The 15,628-nt window shown below is 72.3% G+C and carries 13 protein-coding genes; 7 read left to right on the top strand and 6 right to left on the bottom strand.

All coding sequences use genetic code 11. The features are described 5' to 3' along the window. Positions 1–6: 6 nt before the first annotated feature. A complete protein-coding gene (locus tag AB0J66_RS33770) occupies positions 7–474 on the bottom strand; it encodes a nitroreductase/quinone reductase family protein (protein ID WP_364669470.1) in 468 nt (155 codons plus the stop codon). Positions 475–555: 81 nt separating this feature from the next. On the opposite strand from AB0J66_RS33770, the gene AB0J66_RS33765 reads away from it, so the two are divergent. After that, positions 556–1,218 carry a TetR/AcrR family transcriptional regulator C-terminal domain-containing protein gene (locus AB0J66_RS33765; RefSeq protein WP_364669468.1) on the top strand — a complete coding sequence of 221 codons (663 nt, stop codon included), beginning with the start codon at positions 556–558 and terminating at the stop codon, positions 1,216–1,218. Positions 1,219–1,284: 66 nt separating this feature from the next. Here the strand turns inward: AB0J66_RS33765 and AB0J66_RS33760 are convergent, their stop codons facing one another. Next, positions 1,285–2,097: an SDR family NAD(P)-dependent oxidoreductase gene (locus tag AB0J66_RS33760; protein WP_364669466.1), complete on the bottom strand. Its 813-nt coding sequence runs from the start codon at positions 2,095–2,097 to the stop codon at positions 1,285–1,287. 143 nt (positions 2,098–2,240) lie between these two features. On the opposite strand from AB0J66_RS33760, the gene AB0J66_RS33755 reads away from it, so the two are divergent. Together AB0J66_RS33755 and AB0J66_RS33750 are read left to right on the top strand one after the other, a co-directional pair. Continuing rightward, positions 2,241–3,110 (top strand): helix-turn-helix transcriptional regulator, encoded by an 870-nt coding sequence (locus tag AB0J66_RS33755; protein WP_364669463.1) that lies wholly within the window; start codon positions 2,241–2,243, stop codon positions 3,108–3,110. 66 nt (positions 3,111–3,176) lie between these two features. Further along, positions 3,177–3,893 carry a hypothetical protein gene (locus AB0J66_RS33750; protein WP_364669460.1) on the top strand — a complete coding sequence of 239 codons (717 nt, stop codon included), beginning with the start codon at positions 3,177–3,179 and terminating at the stop codon, positions 3,891–3,893. Positions 3,894–4,197: 304 nt separating this feature from the next. On the opposite strand, the gene AB0J66_RS33745 is transcribed toward AB0J66_RS33750, so the two are convergent. Both AB0J66_RS33745 and AB0J66_RS33740 read right to left on the bottom strand, forming a co-directional pair. After that, the gene (locus tag AB0J66_RS33745) at positions 4,198–4,899 is read right to left on the bottom strand and encodes an SDR family NAD(P)-dependent oxidoreductase (protein ID WP_364669457.1); all 702 of its coding nucleotides are present in this window, start codon (positions 4,897–4,899) and stop codon (positions 4,198–4,200) included. 14 nt (positions 4,900–4,913) lie between these two features. Continuing rightward, complete coding sequence (locus AB0J66_RS33740; RefSeq protein ID WP_364669454.1) at positions 4,914–5,699, bottom strand: GNAT family N-acetyltransferase; 786 nt, start codon at positions 5,697–5,699, stop codon at positions 4,914–4,916. Positions 5,700–5,851: 152 nt separating this feature from the next. Between AB0J66_RS33740 and gltB the strand changes: the two genes are divergently transcribed. Then, on the top strand, positions 5,852–10,402 hold the full coding sequence (gene gltB, locus AB0J66_RS33735) for a glutamate synthase large subunit (RefSeq protein ID WP_364669452.1): 4,551 nt from the start codon (positions 5,852–5,854) through the stop codon (positions 10,400–10,402). Then, positions 10,395–11,867, top strand: coding sequence for a glutamate synthase subunit beta (locus tag AB0J66_RS33730; RefSeq protein ID WP_364669449.1), 1,473 nt, complete (start codon positions 10,395–10,397; stop codon positions 11,865–11,867). Before gltB ends, AB0J66_RS33730 begins: the two co-directional genes overlap by 8 nt. Here AB0J66_RS33730 and AB0J66_RS33725 read toward each other — a convergent pair. Beyond that, on the bottom strand, positions 11,801–12,256 hold the full coding sequence (locus tag AB0J66_RS33725) for an NUDIX domain-containing protein (RefSeq protein ID WP_364669446.1): 456 nt from the start codon (positions 12,254–12,256) through the stop codon (positions 11,801–11,803). The genes AB0J66_RS33730 and AB0J66_RS33725 overlap by 67 nt on opposite strands. A gap of 172 nt (positions 12,257–12,428) precedes the next feature. On the opposite strand from AB0J66_RS33725, the gene pyk reads away from it, so the two are divergent. Both pyk and AB0J66_RS33715 read left to right on the top strand, forming a co-directional pair. Beyond that, complete coding sequence (pyk, locus tag AB0J66_RS33720) at positions 12,429–13,865, top strand: pyruvate kinase (RefSeq protein ID WP_364669443.1); 1,437 nt, start codon at positions 12,429–12,431, stop codon at positions 13,863–13,865. Further along, positions 13,862–14,740, top strand: coding sequence for an acyl-CoA thioesterase II (locus AB0J66_RS33715; RefSeq protein WP_364669440.1), 879 nt, complete (start codon positions 13,862–13,864; stop codon positions 14,738–14,740). Before pyk ends, AB0J66_RS33715 begins: the two co-directional genes overlap by 4 nt. An 86-nt stretch (positions 14,741–14,826) precedes the next feature. Here the strand turns inward: AB0J66_RS33715 and AB0J66_RS33710 are convergent, their stop codons facing one another. Then, entirely contained in the window at positions 14,827–15,597 is a 771-nt protein-coding gene (locus tag AB0J66_RS33710) for a hypothetical protein (RefSeq protein WP_364669437.1), read from the bottom strand. Positions 15,598–15,628 lie beyond the last annotated feature (31 nt).

Below are 15,628 nucleotides of genomic sequence, written 5' to 3'. Positions count from 1 at the left end.
TCGCATTTACTGCGGGCTCGCGGCTGGGGTGAGCACGACGACCGCCGTCTCGCGGCCGCGCTGGGTGGCGTGGGCGTCCAGGTCGCCATAGCCGCTGTAGTCGTGCAGGGCCGCCCACAGCCGCTCGCGTTCGGCGCCGGTGGCCTCGTGGGCCGTCACCTCGCGGCGGTCGGCGGCGGCCAGGTCGACGCTGGCCGCGGGGTGGGCTTGCAGGTTGTGCCACCAGGCCGGGTCGGCGGCGTTCCAGCCGTTCATGGCGAGGGTGACGAAACGGCCGCTGTCCTCGATGTAGCCGAGCAGGACGGCGCGGGGGCGCCCGGAACGGCGGCCGACCGTGTGCAGCCGGAGCATGCCGAACTTGCCGCCGGGCGTCGGCCGGGACAGGCCGATCCGGTCGGCGCTGACCCGCAGCAGGGCCTTGTGCGCCACCCAGGCGCTGCGGACGAACCATCTCGGAGGGAGTGTCGCGGTCATCGCTGTACCCCGTTCTCTACGGTGTAGGTCTACGCCGTAGGGTAAACTCTACGGCGTAGGGGAACAAGTAGGATCCGGGATGTGCCAAGACGTGCAGGAACCTCGACCCGCTCCTCGGCCCGCCTCTCCCGGGAGGGGATCGTCTCCGCGGCGATCGAGCTGGCCGACCGGGACGGCCTCGACGGGCTGAGCATGCGCCGCCTCGCCCAGCACCTCGGCGTCGACGCGATGTCGATCTACTACCACCTGCGCGACAAGGACACCCTGCTGGCCGCGATGGCCGACGCGGTGGTGGCCGACATCGACTACACCCTGGCCGACGGGGCCTGGACGACCCAGCTCCGGGCGCTGATCATGCAAGCCCGGGACACGATGCTTCAACACCCCTGGGCCGTACGCGTCCTCGAGGGCCGGCCCGACCCCACGCCCGCGGTGTTGCTGCACATCGAGCGGGTGCTGGCCGTCATGTGCGACGGCGGCTGCTCGACCGACCTTCAGCACCACGCGATCCACCTGCTCGGCAGCCGCATCCTCGGCTTCAGCCAGGACCTGTTCGACGACAACCCCGACCCGGCCGCGCCCCCGCCGCCCGCCGAGTGGGCCGAGACCCTGCCCCACGTGGCCGAGCTGGCCGCCGCGGTCACCCACGACGGCCCACTCAGCGGCTGCGACGACGAGTTCGAGTTCGCCTTCGCCCTCGACCTCATCCTGGACGGGCTGGAGCAACGCCGCCTCGCCTCCTAGGCGAGCCGGCCCTTCCCACGCGGCCTTGCCCCTTGGCTGTGGGCCGCGGCCTCCTCCGGCCGGTGCTCAGGTGATGTCGGTGGTGAGCGCCAGCTCGCGGCCGGCCTCCACATCCTGGGCGAGCGCGTCGAGCCGGGCCTTGGCCAGGCCGTAGGAGTCCGAGCCGAGCAGCTGGTGCAGCGGCCCGCCGTCCCGGCCGGCGAGTTCGATGATGGCGGCGGCCGCCTTGGCCGGGTCGCCCAGCTGGGTGCCGGGCATGGCCAGGTGGGCGGCGGTCATCTCGCGGATCGCCTCGTAGCCGTCGGCCGTGCTCGCGGGGAGGCCCAGCGACTGCGTACGCAGGAAGTCGGTCCGCATGTAGCCCGGCTCGACCAGCGTGACCCGCACGCCCAGCCCGGCCACCTCGGCCGCCAGGGATTCGGTGAGCCCCTCCAGCGCGTACTTCCCGGCGCAGTAGAGACCCCAACCCGGGAACGCCGTCAGCCCCAGGATCGACGAGACGTTGATGATGTGCCCGCCGCGCCGCTCGCGGAAGGCCGGCAGGACCGCCCGCAGCACGTTCCACACGCCGAACACCTGGACGTCGAACATTCGCCGCGCCTCGGTGTCGCTGACCTCCTCGACCGCCGCGAGGAACCCGTACCCCGCGTTGTTGACCACGACGTCGATCGGCCCGGCCTGGGCCACCGCCGCCGCGACCCGCTGCTCGTCGGCGAGATCGACCTCGAGCGCCAGCAGCCTCTCGTGTTCGCCGGTCGCCGCGATGAGCCGCTCGGCCGACCGGGTGGTCGCCGTGACGTCGTGGCCGGTGGCCAGGAGCTGCTTGACCAGCTCGAGGCCGAGGCCGCGGGAGGCGCCGGTGATGAACCAGTTCGACATGGGAGTCCTTTCGTTCTTCGACGGATCCCATGCTGGCGGCGGCCGCGGGCCGGTCCCAGGCCTGAGCGGGCCCAGCCGTGCCGGGGAATGCCATGCCCACCCAGCCCCTGTCCCGCGGCATGCCGGAGCGGGATCATTGCGGCATGGCTGCGCTCGGTGAGTTCCTTCGCAAGTGCCGCACCGGCATGGATCCCGCCGCGGCCGGGATCACCGAGTCACCGTCCGGCCGCCGGGTCCGTGGGCTGCGCCGCGAGGAGGTCGCCCAGCTGGCCGGTGTCAGCGTCGACTACTACACGCGCCTGGAGCAGGGCCGCCACGCCAGCCCGTCCGACTCGGTGCTGGACGCGCTGGGCCGGGTCTTCCGGCTCGATCCGGCCGCCCAGGCCCACCTGGCCGACCTGGCCCGCCCGCCCCGGCACCGGGCCGACCCGTTGCCGCCCCAGCGCGTACGCCCGGCCCTGCACCAGATGATCGCCTCGCTGACCGACCACCCGGCGTTCATCGTGGGCCGCCGCACCGACATCCTGGCCTCCAACGCGCTGGCCCGCGCCCTGCTCACCGACTGGACCCGGCTGCCGCCCAGGGACCGCAACTACACGCGCTGGGTGTTCCTCGACCCGGCCGCCCGGGAGGTCTACCTGGACTGGCCCGCCGTGGCCGCCGACGTCGTGGGCACCCTGCGCCTTTACGCCGGCCGCTTCCCCGACGACCCCCGCCTGGCCGAGCTGGTCGGCGAGCTCACCATCAAGAGCCCCGACTTCCGTACGTGGTGGAACGCCCACCAGGTCCACGAGCGCACCCACGGCACCAAGCACATGACCCACCCCGCCGTCGGCCCGATCACCATCCGCTACGAGGCCCTGTCCCTGCCCGGCGACGACGACCAGACCCTGTTCATCTACACCACCGACCCGGGCAGCAGCTCCGCCGACAACCTCCGCCTCCTGTCGATGCTGGCCACCCCGAACCGCTCCAATTCGGGGCCAAACGCCCGAGACGGCTCGGTGTCGTGAGGCCATACGCTCGTCCGGCGTGATCGTGCGTCGCCCCGGCCCGCGAACGCCGAACGGGGAGGGCCCATGACCGGGTGGCGGGAGCGATCGGTGGCCGGCGCGGCCTTGCTGACCCTGGCCAGCGGGTTTCTGCCGTGGTGGTCGGTCCGTTTCTCCGGGGTGACCGCGACCAGCTCCGCGTGGGGCGCGTCGGCCCGCTGGAGCGCCGCCATCCTGCTCACCGTCGCCGCGGCCGGCGTGGGGCTGAGCTGGCGCCCTTCGCGCGGCCGGCCCCCGGTCGCGCTGTGGCTGGGCACCATGGCCGCCGTGGTGGTCGCGGTGTTCCTGACGCTCGGGCCGCCCGCCGACGACGGATCGGCGCGATCGCCGGACGGCTGGTCCATGCTCCGCGACGCCTACCGTTCGACCGCCGCCCTGCGCGACGACGCCGATCGCCCGTCCACCGAGCCGCCGGACGCCGCCGGTCGCGGGGTCACCGAGTCGTCGGACGCCGCCGGTCGCGGGGTCATCGAGTCGTCGGACGCCGCCGGTCGCGGGGTCATCGAGTCGTCGGACGCCGCCGGTCGCGGGGTCACCGAGCTGCACGTCGACGCCTATGTCCTGACTGATCGGGCCGACGTCCCGGTCAAGGGGATCTACGCCCCGTCGACCTTCGAGGTGGGCCGCCGGGCCGGATCCTGGGTGGGTCTCGCCGCCATGGTCGCCACCGGCCTGGCCCTGGCCGCGGCCGGGCGCCCGCACTTCCGCCGGCGGCCGGACGATCCGCCGCCGGCCGGAGAGTGACGGCGTAGCCGGGGCGGCGGCGGAGACAGTGCTGGGCTGACGGTCGCCGGGGAGCCGAGAAGGCCCGGCGACCGTGACAGTCGGCCGGCCCCTGGCGGGCCGCCCCGCCGCCGCGGTCCGGTGTGTTGCCTCTTCACAGTGCGACGCGCTGTCCACCGGAGGCGGGCGGCGGCAGCGGGGGTGAGGGCCGGGGAGGCCGGCCTGCCGGTGTTGCAAGACAGCCCGGCAGCCGGGGCCGGAGGCCGGGACGGCAGGAGCCGGCCCCTTGGGAGCGGGTGCCGGCCGTGGTTGCGTACCTCTGCCGTTATTGGACCCCGAGGACCCGGTGGCCGACGGCGATGGACTCGCCGGAGATGGTGGCGGCGTGGATCGAGCAGAGGAACGTGACCAGGGCGGCGACCTGCTCGGGGGTTGACTCGCCGCCGGTGGCGGGGGAGACGGTGGGTGACGGGTCGGCGGTGACGGTGCCGGGGTTGACCACGTTGATCGTGATGCCGGTGCCGGCGTGGGCGTCGGCCAGGGCCTTGGAGGCGGTGATGACGGCCTGGTTGCGGACGGCGCCGGTGACCGAGCGGGTCAGGTGGGCGTTCTGGCCGCTGATGTTGACGATGCGGCCGAAGCCGGAGGCGCGCATGTGCGGCAGGACGGCGTTCATCACGCGCAGGTAGCCGCCGGCCTTGGCGTCGAGGGCCTCGAGGATCTGCCCGGGGTCGCTGTCGCGGGCCGGGTCGAGTGTCTGGGCCGGGGGAGCGGCGGTGTTGACCAGGATGTCGACGGTGCCGAGGCGGTCGACGGCGGCCTGGATCGACGCGGGGTCGTGGGTGTCGACGGTGAGGCTGGCCGGCTCGTCGTCGAGGCTGTGCGCGGCGTCGGCCAGGCGTGTCTCGTTGCGGGCGGCCAGCACGACGCGGACCTCCTCGTGCAGCAGGGCGGCGGCCACCGCGCGGCCGAGCAGGCCGCTGCCACCGACGACGAGCGCGGTGCGGCCGGCGATTCCGAGATCCATGGACCGTTCCTTTCTCAGAGCGGCGCGGCCGCCGGCTCGGCGATGCAGGCGGTGCCCTGACGGCGGAACCCCACCTTGGTGTAGAGGCGCGCCACGTCGTCGTCGCCCGCGGACAGGAATATCAGGTCGGCGCCACTGGTGAGCGCCCGGCGGGCCAGCGACGCGGTCAGCTGGGAGGCGTAGCCGCGGCCGCGAGCCGCGGGCAGCGTGCCGACGCCGGCGATCTCGGCCACATCGCCGGAGCGCATCAGCGTGCCGGTGGCCAGAATTCCCTCGGTCGGGGACTCGACGACGGCGACCGTGTAGTCGCCCGAGAGGTGCTCGGGCGGGACAGTGTGATCCACAGGGGCGGGCGCCCCGGAGAACGCGTGCTGGGCGACCGCGCGGGAGGCGGCCAGCTCGGCGGCGAAGGCCGGCGCGGCCGGGTCGAGGAAGCGGATGACGCCGCCGTCGACCGGCAGGTCGGGCACGAGCGCGGCCGCCTCCAGCGTGAGCAGCGGGGCCAGCAGCACCCCGAGACCGGCCGAGCGGGCCACCGCCAGCAGGTCGGGGGTGGTCTCGTGGACCCACTCGAACGCCTCGGGCAGCCCCAGATCACGTTGCCGCTGCCGCACGGCAGTAATATCGGCGGCGGACGGGGTGTCCGCGCCGATGACGGGGCGGGCATAGTAGGGCCAGCCCTCGCCCTCGCGGACGAACAGCACAAGTCCGCCGAAATCCTCGGCACGTGCGTAAGGTCGGGGAAGGGCGTCGTAAAACCGCTCGAGCCTGACGAAGACGTCGGTATCCTGTTGCGCCACGCGCGCGAGACTACCCAATAGCCGTGACCCTTCGGCCACTTGACTACGCGCCAAGTGTGATCCATCCGCACTGGCGGAGATCGCCACCCCTTGCCGTAGACTCTAGAGACTTTGCAGGGCCGACGTCGTCCCGACCTTGATGTGTAACACCAGTGACGACAGGAGGCCCGGTGGCTTTTCCGCACCCCCAGGGGCTTTACGACCCCACGACCGAACGCGACGCGTGCGGTGTGGCCTTCGTTGCCGATCTTCACGGCCGGCGCTCCCACGACGTGGTCGCCAAGGGCCTGTCCGCGCTGATCCGCCTCGATCACCGGGGGGCGCGAGGCGCGGAGTACAACACCGGCGACGGCGCCGGCATCATGATCCAGGTCCCGGACGAGTTCTACCGTGCGGTGGCCGGCTTCGAGCTGCCGCCCGCCGGCCGGTACGTGACCGGCCTGGTCTTCCTGCCGAACGACGACGCCGAGCGCGCCCGCGCCATCAAGATCATCGAGAAGTACGCGCTGGTCGAGGGCGGCGAGATCCTGGGCTGGCGGGACGTGCCGGTGCGCCCGGACGGGCTCGGCCAGACCGCCGAGGACGCCCGGCCCGTCATCCGGCAGGTCTTCCTCGCGGCCCACCGGCTCTCCGACGACGCGCCGCTGAGCGGCCTCGACCTCGACCGGGTCGCCTTCACGATCCGCAAGCAGGCCGAGCGCGAGACCTCGCAGCGCGGCGTCGGCGCCTACTTCCCGTCGCTGTCCTCGCGGACCATCACCTACAAGGGCATGCTCACCCCCGACCAGCTGCCGGCGTTCTTCCCGGACCTGGTCGACGACCGGGTCTCCAGCGCCATCGCGCTGGTGCACAGCCGGTTCGCCACCAACACGTTCCCGGCCTGGCCGCTGGCCCACCCGTACCGCTTCATCGCCCACAACGGCGAGATCAACACGATCCGCGGCAACAAGAACTGGATGGCCGCCCGCGAGGCGCTGCTGAAGACCAAGGCGCTGCCGGGCAACATCAAGCGGCTCTTCCCGATCAACACGCCGGAGGCGTCCGACTCGGCCAGCTTCGACGAGGTGCTCGAGCTGCTGCACCTGTCCGGCCGCAGCCTGCCCCACGCGATGCTGATGATGATCCCCGAGGCGTGGGAGAACGACCCGGGGATGGAGCCGAAGCGGCGCGCGTTCTACCGCTTCCACGCGAGCCTGATGGAGCCGTGGGACGGCCCGGCCAGCGTGGCGTTCACCGACGGCACCATCATCGGCGCCGTGCTCGACCGCAACGGCCTGCGTCCCGGCCGCTGGTGGCACACCTCCGACGGCCTGGTCGTGCTCGGCTCCGAGGCCGGCGTGCTCGACCTCGACCCGGCCACGGTGGTGGCCAAGGGCCGCCTCCAGCCGGGCAAGATGTTCCTGGTCGACACCGAGGCCGGCCGGATCGTGCACGACGACGAGATCAAGGCCGAGCTGGCCGCGGCCGAGCCGTACGAGGAGTGGCTGCACGCCGGGCTCATCCAGCTCGACGACCTGCCGCCGCGCGAGCACGTCATCTACACCCACGACTCGGTGATGCGCCGTCAGCAGGTGTTCGGCTACTCCGAGGAGGAGCTGAAGATCCTCATCGGGCCGATGGCGCGGACCGGGGCCGAGCCGCTGGGCTCGATGGGCACCGACACCCCGATCTCGCCGCTCTCGAGCCGCCCGCGGCTGCTGTTCGACTACTTCCACCAGCTGTTCGCGCAGGTCACCAACCCGCCGCTGGACGCCATCCGGGAGGAGCTGGTCACCAGCCTGGCCACCACGATCGGCCCCGAGGCCAACCTGCTCGACCCGGGCCCGGCGTCCTGCCGGCAGATCGTGCTGCCGTACCCGATCATCGACAACGACGAGCTGGCCAAGCTGCTCTCGATCGACGAGGACGGCGACCTGCCGGGCTTCAAGGCCGTCCGGGTCTCCGGCCTCTACCCGCTGCGCGACGGGGCGGCGGGCATCAAGGCCCGGCTCACCCAGATCTGCCGGCACGTCTCGGAGGCCATCGAGGACGGCGTACGGATCCTGGTGCTCTCCGACCGGGACTCCAACGCCGACCTCGCGCCGATCCCGTCGCTGCTGCTCACCGCGGCCGTCCATCAGCACCTGGTCCGGGAGCAGACCCGCACCCAGGTCGCGCTGGTCGTCGAGTCGGGCGACGCCCGCGAGGTGCACCACGCGGCGGTGCTGATCGGCTACGGCGCGGCCGCGGTCAACCCGTACCTGGCCTTCGAGTCGGTCGACGACCTCATCGCCACCGGGCCGCTGGCCGGGCTCGACCCGAAGCTGGCGATCCGCAACTACGTGAAGGCGCTCGGCAAGGGCGTCTTGAAGATCATGTCGAAGATGGGCATCTCGACGGTGTCCTCGTACTGCGGGGCGCAGGTGTTCGAGGCCGTCGGCCTGGACAACAAGCTGCTGCAGCGCTACTTCGTCGGCACCAACGGGCGGATCGGCGGGTCGACCCTGGCCGACATCCACGCCGAGGTGAAGGCGCGCCACGAGAAGGCGTACCCGTCCAACCCGGCCGAGCGCACCCACCGGCGCCTGGAGGTCGGCGGCGAGTACCAGTGGCGCCGCGAGGGCGAGGTCCACCTGTTCAACCCGGAGACCGTCTTCCTGCTGCAGCACGCCACGCGGTCGAAGCAGTACGACGTCTTCCAGAAGTACACCGCCAAAGTGGACGGTCTGGCCGCCGAGGCGGGCTCGCTGCGCGGGCTGTTCTCCTTCAAGGACCGCACGCCCGTCCCGCTCGACGAGGTCGAGCCGGCGTCGGAGATCGTGAAGCGGTTCGCCACGGGCGCGATGTCGTACGGCTCGATCTCCGCGGAGTCGCACGAGACTCTCGCGATCGCCATGAACCGGCTCGGCGGCAAGTCGAACACCGGTGAGGGCGGCGAGGACGTCGACCGGCTCTACGACCCGGCCCGGCGCTCCGCGGTCAAGCAGATCGCCTCCGGCCGCTTCGGCGTCACCAGCGAGTACCTGGTCAACGCGGACGACCTGCAGATCAAGATGGCGCAGGGGGCCAAGCCCGGCGAGGGCGGCCAGCTGCCGGGCAACAAGGTGTGGCCGTGGGTCGCCAAGACCCGGCACGCCACCCCGGGCGTCGGCCTGATCTCCCCGCCGCCGCACCACGACATCTACTCCATCGAGGACCTGGCCCAGCTCGTCCACGACCTGAAGAACGTCAACCCGATGTCGCGGGTGCACGTCAAGCTGGTCAGCGAGATCGGCGTGGGCACGGTCGCGGCCGGTGTGGCCAAGCTCAAGGCCGACGTCATCCTGATCTCCGGTCACGACGGCGGCACCGGCGCGTCCCCGCTGAACTCGCTCAAGCACGCCGGCTCCCCGTGGGAGCTGGGTCTGGCCGAGGCGCAGCAGACGCTGCTGCTCAACAAGCTGCGGGACCGGGTCACGGTGCAGGTCGACGGCCAGCTCAAGACCGGCCGCGACGTGATCGTGGCGGCCCTGCTGGGCGCCGAGGAGTTCGGCTTCGCGACCGCCCCGCTGATCGTCAGCGGCTGCATCATGATGCGCGTCTGCCACCTCGACACCTGCCCGGTCGGCATCGCCACCCAGAACCCGGTGCTGCGCGAGCGGTACACCGGCCGCCCCGAGTTCGTCGAGAACTTCTTCCTGTTCCTGGCCGAGGAGGTCCGCGGCTACCTGGCCGAGCTGGGCTTCCGCAGCATCGACGAGGCCATCGGCCACGCCGAGGTCCTGGACGTACGCCCCGCGGTCGACCACTGGAAGGCCAAGGGTCTCGACCTGTCGCCGATCCTGTTCGTGCCCGAGCTTGCGGAGGGCGCGTCCCGGCGCGGCATCGTCGCGCAGGACCACGGCCTGGACAAGGCGCTGGACAACAAGCTCATCGAGCTGGCCCAGCCCGCCCTGCTCGAGGGGGCCCAGGTCCGGGCCGAGGTGGGCGTGCGCAACGACCACCGCAGCGTCGGCGCGATGCTCGGCGGCGAGGTGACCCGCCGCTACGGCGGGGCCGGCCTGCCCGAGGACACCATCGAGTTCACCCTGCGCGGCACCGGCGGTCAGTCGTTCGGCGCGTTCCTGCCGCGCGGGGTCACCCTGCGGCTGATCGGCGACACCAACGACTACGTGGCCAAGGGCCTGTCCGGCGGCCGCGTGATCGTGCGACCGGCCGAGGACGCCCCGTTCGTGGCCGAGGAGCACATCATCGCCGGCAACACCATCCTGTACGGGGCCACGGCGGGCGAGGTGTTCCTGCGCGGCCGGGCCGGCGAGCGGTTCGCCGTACGCAACTCGGGCGCCCAGACGGTCGTCGAGGGCGTCGGCGACCACGGCTGCGAGTACATGACCGGCGGCACCGTGGTGGTGCTCGGCCCGACCGGGCGCAACTTCGCGGCCGGCATGAGCGGCGGCAAGGCGTTCGTGCTCGACCTGGCCCCGGCCCGGGTCAACCCGGAGCTGGTCGACCTGGCCCCGCTGACCGCGGACGAGGAGCAGACCCTGCGCGGGCTCGTCGAGAAGCACCTCGCCGAGACCGGCTCGGCCGTCGCCGAGCGGCTGCTGGCCGACTGGACCGCCGCGGTGGGGCGCTTCACCGCCGTCGTGCCGCGCGACTACAAGCGCGTGATGGAGCTGATCAGGACCGCCGAAGCCGCCGGTCGTAACGTCGACGAGGTGGTCATGGGGGTCAAGGGTGCCTGATCCGAACGGTTTCCTGCGTTACGAGCGGCAGCTGCCCAAGCGCCGCCCGGTGCCGGTCCGCATCCAGGACTGGCGTGAGGTGTACCCGCCGGCCGGCGAGGAGCTCATCCGCGACCAGGCCACCCGCTGCATGGACTGCGGCATCCCGTTCTGCCACGACGGCTGCCCGCTGGGCAACCGCATCCCGGACTGGAACGACCTGGTCCGTACGGGTGCGTGGGAGGCGGCCGCGGAGGCGCTGCACGCCACGAACAACTTCCCGGAGTTCACCGGGCGGCTGTGCCCGGCCCCGTGCGAGGCGGCGTGCGTGCTCGGCATCGCCGACGACCCGGTCACCATCAAGCAGGTCGAGGTGGAGATCGCCAACCACGCGTTCGACCTGGGTTACGTACGCCCGCAGCCGGCGCCGCAGTCGTCCGGCAAGCGCGTCGCGGTCGTCGGCTCCGGCCCGGCCGGGCTGGCGGCGGCCCAGCAGCTGGCCCGGGCCGGTCACGCGGTCACGGTCTACGAGCGCGACGACCAGATCGGCGGCCTGCTGCGCTACGGAATCCCCGACTTCAAGATCGAGAAGAGCGTCGTGGACGCCCGGCTGGCCCAGATGGCGGCCGAGGGCGTCGTCTTCGAGACCGGGGTCGAGGTCGGCGTCGACATCACCGCCGACGACCTGCGGGACCGCTTCGACGCGGTGCTGCTGGCGGCCGGGGCCCTCGCCGGCCGCGACGCGGCCGACACCCCGGGCCGCTCGCTCAACGGCGTCCACCTGGCCATGGAGCACCTCGTCCCGGCCAACCGGGTGGTGGCCGGCCGGCAGGACTCGACGCCGATCGACGCCGCGGGCAAGCACGTGGTCATCATCGGCGGCGGCGACACCGGCGCCGACTGCCTGGGCGTGGCCCACCGGCAGGGCGCGGCCAACGTCATCCAGCTCGACCAGTACCCGCTGCCACCCGAGGTCCGGGTGGGCGAGCTGCACCCGTGGCCGACCTGGCCGGTCATCCTGCGCAACTACCCGGCCCACGAGGAGGGTGGCGAGCGCGTCTTCGGGGTGGCCGTGCAGGAGTTCGTCGGCGACGACGAGGGCAACGTGACCGCCGTCCGAGTCGCCGAGGTGTCCGTGCAGCGCGTCGACGGCGTCCGTACGGTCACCGTGACCCCGGGCTCGGAGCGGGACCTGAAGGCCGACCTGGTGCTGCTGGCCATCGGCTTCGAGGGCACCGAGGAGCAGCCGCTACTCGCTCAGTTCGGCATCACCCGCAACCGCCGCGGCGTGCTCGACGCGGACACCGAGTGGCAGACCGACGCCCCCGGCGTCTTCGTGGCGGGCGACATGCACCGCGGCGCCTCGCTGATCGTCTGGGCGATCGCCGAGGGCCGCTCGGCCGCGGCGGCCATCCACCGCTACCTGGGCGCCACCGGCGAGCTGCCGGCCCCGGTCCGGGCCGACGCCCAGCCGTTGAGCGTCTGACGACTCGCTTTTGTGAGCTCACGGGGGAGTGCCCCGAGACGGAACCATCCGATCTCGGTGCACTTCCCCGGCTCCTTGATGTGGGGGACGCCGGCCTTGTGGCGGGCGGTGAACGAAGGTGACACCCAGTGCTGCCCCTCGGAGGGCAGCAGGTGATCGGAGACCCCGATCAGCCCGGTCACCTCGACGGTCATCCCGTACTCCTCCTGGAACTCCCGCACCACCGCGTCGGCCAGCCGCTCGCCGAAGTCGACCATGCCGCCGGGGAACTCCCAGAGCCCTTGCTCGTTGCGGGCCTGCGGCCCGCGGCGAGCGAGAAAGACCCGCCCGGCGTCGTCGAAGACCATCGCGCCGACCCCGACGCCGACGAAATCCCGTCCTGGTTCCATGCCCGCCAGTAGACCGCAAAGCGGGCCGATAAGCTGAAGTCGCGGTCGTCGAAGCCCGCAGGCGGCGCAGCGCGCCCGGACCACCCACTCCGGGGACCCACGCCGCCCTACAGACGTTCATCCCGGTGACGGGGGTCGGCCGCCAGGCCGATGAGGAAGAGAGACTAGCCTGATGGCCGTGACACGCCGCGTAAAGATCGTCTGCACCATGGGGCCCGCGACCGCCTCCCCCGAGCGCATGCTCGGCCTCGTCGAGGCCGGCATGGACGTGGCCCGTATGAACTTCAGCCACGGCGCCCACGAGGACCACCAGAAGGTGTATGAACTCGTGCGCAGCACCGCCGAGCAGACCGGCCGGGCCGTCGCGGTCCTGGCCGACCTGCAGGGCCCGAAGATCCGCCTCGGCAAGTTCGCCGACGGCCCGCACGTCTGGAACACCGGTGACCTCGTCACCATCACCAGCGACGACATCCTCGGCACGGCCGACCGGGTCTCCTGCACCTACTCCAAGCTCCCGCAAGAGGTCAAGCCCGGCGACCGGCTGCTGATCGACGACGGCAAGGTCGCCGTCCAGGTCACCACCGTCGAGGGCAACGACATCCGCTGCCTGGTCGTCGAGGGCGGCCCGGTCAGCAACAACAAGGGCGTCTCGCTGCCCAACGTGGCCGTCAGCGTGCCCGCCATGAGCGACAAGGACGCCGAGGACCTGCGCTTCGCCCTCGGCCTCGGCGTCGACCTGGTCGCGCTGTCGTTCGTGCGCTCGCCCGACGACATCAAGCTCGTCCACGAGATCATGGCCGAGGAGGGGCGCACCGTCCCGGTCATCGCCAAGGTCGAGAAGCCCGAGGCGGTCGAGCACCTCGAGGCCATCGTTCTCGCCTTCGACGGCGTCATGGTCGCCCGCGGCGACCTCGGCGTCGAGCTCCCGCTCGACCAGGTGCCGCTGGTGCAGAAACGCGCCGTGCAGCTGTGCCGGGAGAACGCGAAGCCGGTCATCGTGGCCACCCAGATGCTCGACTCGATGATCGAGAATTCCCGCCCGACCCGCGCCGAGGCCTCCGACGTGGCCAACGCCGTGCTCGACGGCACCGACGCGGTCATGCTCTCCGGCGAGACCTCGGTCGGCAAGTACCCGGTGCTCACCGTCAGCACCATGGCCAAGATCGTCAGCACCACCGAGGGCGGCTCGATCCCGGTGCCGCGGCTGCAGCACGACCCGCGCACCCACGGCGGCGCGCTGACCGTGGCCGCCTCGCAGATCGCCCGCAACATCGGGGCCAAGGCCCTGGTCGCGTTCTCCCAGACCGGCGACACCGTGCGGCGCCTCTCGCGCCTGCACTGCGAGCTCCCGCTGTACGCGTTCACCCCGGTTCCCGAGGTCCGCAACCAGCTCGCCGTGGCCTGGGGCGTGGAGACGTTCCTGACCGACTTCGTGCAGCACACCGACGACATGTTCCGGCAGGTCGACGCGAAGATGCTGGGTCTCGGCCTGGCCAAGCCGGGTGACTACGTGGTCGTCGTGGCCGGCTCCCCGCCGAACGCGCCCGGCTCGACCAACACCCTGCGCGTGCACCGGCTGGGCGACCTGGTCGACCCCGCGTCGCTGTGACTCTTTCCGGCCAGGCCGCCGTCGACCAGCTGCTCGAGATCCTCGACCTCGAGCAGCTGGACGGCGCGACCTTCCTGGGGGAGAGCCCGCAGACCGGCGCCCAGCGCGTCTTCGGCGGCCAGGTGGCCGGCCAGGCCCTGGTCGCCGCCGGGCGGACCGTGCAGGACGACCGCCCGGTCCACTCGTTGCACGGCTACTTCGTGCGGCCGGGCGACCCCACCGAGCCGATCCGGTTCAGCGTGGAGAACATCCGCGACGGCCGCTCGTTCTCGGTGCGCCGCTCCACCGCGCAGCAGCACGGCAAGACGATCTTCTTCATGTCGGCCTCCTTCCAGGTCCGGGAGGAGGGGCTCGACCACCACACGCCGTTGCCCGACAGCGTGCCCGGCCCCGACGAGGTGCCGACCATGGCCGACTGGGTGGAGAAGTACCCGTCCCGCCGGGGCGCCTTCGCCGCCGCGCCCCAGTCGGTCGACGTCCGCTACGTCAACACGCCGGGCTGGGTGCCGCCCGGCGACCGCGTGGCCACCGAACAGCAGCGCGTCTGGATGCGCATCGACGGCAAACTGCCCGACGACCCGCTCATCCACGCCTGCGCCCTGACCTACGCCTCCGACATGAGCCTGCTCGACTCGGTGCTCTCGGTGCACGGCGAGGTGTGGGGCCCCGGCGGCGTCATCGGGGCCAGCCTCGACCACGCGCTCTGGTTCCACCGGCCGTTCCGGGCCGACGAGTGGTTCCTCTACGACTGCACCAGCCCGTCCGCCAGCGGCAGCCGCGGCCTGGCCAGCGGGCGCATGTTCACCCGCGACGGCCGGCACATCGCCAGCGCCGTCCAGGAGGGCCTGCTGCGCCGCGTCGGAGCCCGCGCCTGAGGCGGACGCCCCGCCGTCCAGGATCCCGGCCCGGCGACTGGCCGACGTGCGGATCCCGGCCCGGCGGGGCGGGGGAGACTGGTCTCTCAGCGGCGCTCGCCCTCCGCCATGCTCACCGGGACGTCGTCCTCCGACGGCGACCGGCGCACGGCCGTGCCCGTCACCCCGGCCTCGGCGATCTTCGCGTCCAGGTTCCGGGTCGTCTCGACGACCTCCTGGTGGAACGTGCGTGCGTCGGCGTCGATGGCCCGGTGCCGCGCCCGCGGTTTGTCCGGCGCCGTCTCGAAATCCGTCAGACCGGCCGAGTATCCGGCCACGCCCGCCTCGCGCTCCGGCGACAAGGTCAACACCTCCGGCCGTACGGCGGAAACCTCGCGCAGCCGCAGCGAGGTGACCAGGTCCGCGATCGCCCGCAACACCGCCAGCCCGCCCAGTGTGACGATCACCGGGTCGGCCGACCGCGACAACGGGCTCGACGCGTAGAACCCCAGAGCGGTTTGGGCCACGCCCAGCGACAACATCAGGCCCCACGTCCGGTCCGCGCCCCGGTTCATCGTCGCCACGGCCACGTCCACGGCGCCCCGCACCAGCAGGAACCAGCCGATCAGCGAGGCCGGCGTCGTGTACGTCGCGTCCTGGTCCACCAGCACGATCACCCCGGTCGCGGTGAACAGCGCCGCCATCGCCGCGTTCAGCCACCACGTGCGGGTGCCGGCCAGGGCCCGTACGGCCTCGCAGAGTGCCCCGAAGAAGATGACCGGCCCGGCCACCTCGACGATGTCGGCCGGCTCCAGGCGCAGCACGCTCCACCCGATGGCCAGCCAGGCCACCCCGGCGAACATCAGAAACCCCCACATGCTGTTCCGCATGACCGTCAGGGGCGAGGAA

This window comes from Actinoplanes sp. NPDC049598, from assembly GCF_040675435.1.
GTDB lineage: Bacteria > Actinomycetota > Actinomycetes > Mycobacteriales > Micromonosporaceae > Actinoplanes.
This window is presented reverse-complemented; position numbering and strand designations above follow the sequence as displayed.

What these genes read in the sequence shown, in the direction of transcription:
- AB0J66_RS33770 (WP_364669470.1), bottom strand. Translation starts at nt 474, where the DNA reads ATGACCGCGACACTCCCTCCGAGATGGTTCGTCCGCAGCGCCTGGGTG.
- AB0J66_RS33760 (WP_364669466.1), bottom strand. Translation starts at nt 2,097, where the DNA reads ATGTCGAACTGGTTCATCACCGGCGCCTCCCGCGGCCTCGGCCTCGAG.
- AB0J66_RS33755 (WP_364669463.1), top strand. Translation starts at nt 2,241, where the DNA reads ATGGCTGCGCTCGGTGAGTTCCTTCGCAAGTGCCGCACCGGCATGGAT.
- AB0J66_RS33750 (WP_364669460.1), top strand. Translation starts at nt 3,177, where the DNA reads ATGACCGGGTGGCGGGAGCGATCGGTGGCCGGCGCGGCCTTGCTGACC.
- AB0J66_RS33745 (WP_364669457.1), bottom strand. Translation starts at nt 4,899, where the DNA reads ATGGATCTCGGAATCGCCGGCCGCACCGCGCTCGTCGTCGGTGGCAGC.
- AB0J66_RS33725 (WP_364669446.1), bottom strand. Translation starts at nt 12,256, where the DNA reads ATGGAACCAGGACGGGATTTCGTCGGCGTCGGGGTCGGCGCGATGGTC.
- pyk (WP_364669443.1), top strand. Translation starts at nt 12,429, where the DNA reads ATGGCCGTGACACGCCGCGTAAAGATCGTCTGCACCATGGGGCCCGCG.
- AB0J66_RS33710 (WP_364669437.1), bottom strand. Translation starts at nt 15,597, where the DNA reads ATGTGGGGGTTTCTGATGTTCGCCGGGGTGGCCTGGCTGGCCATCGGG.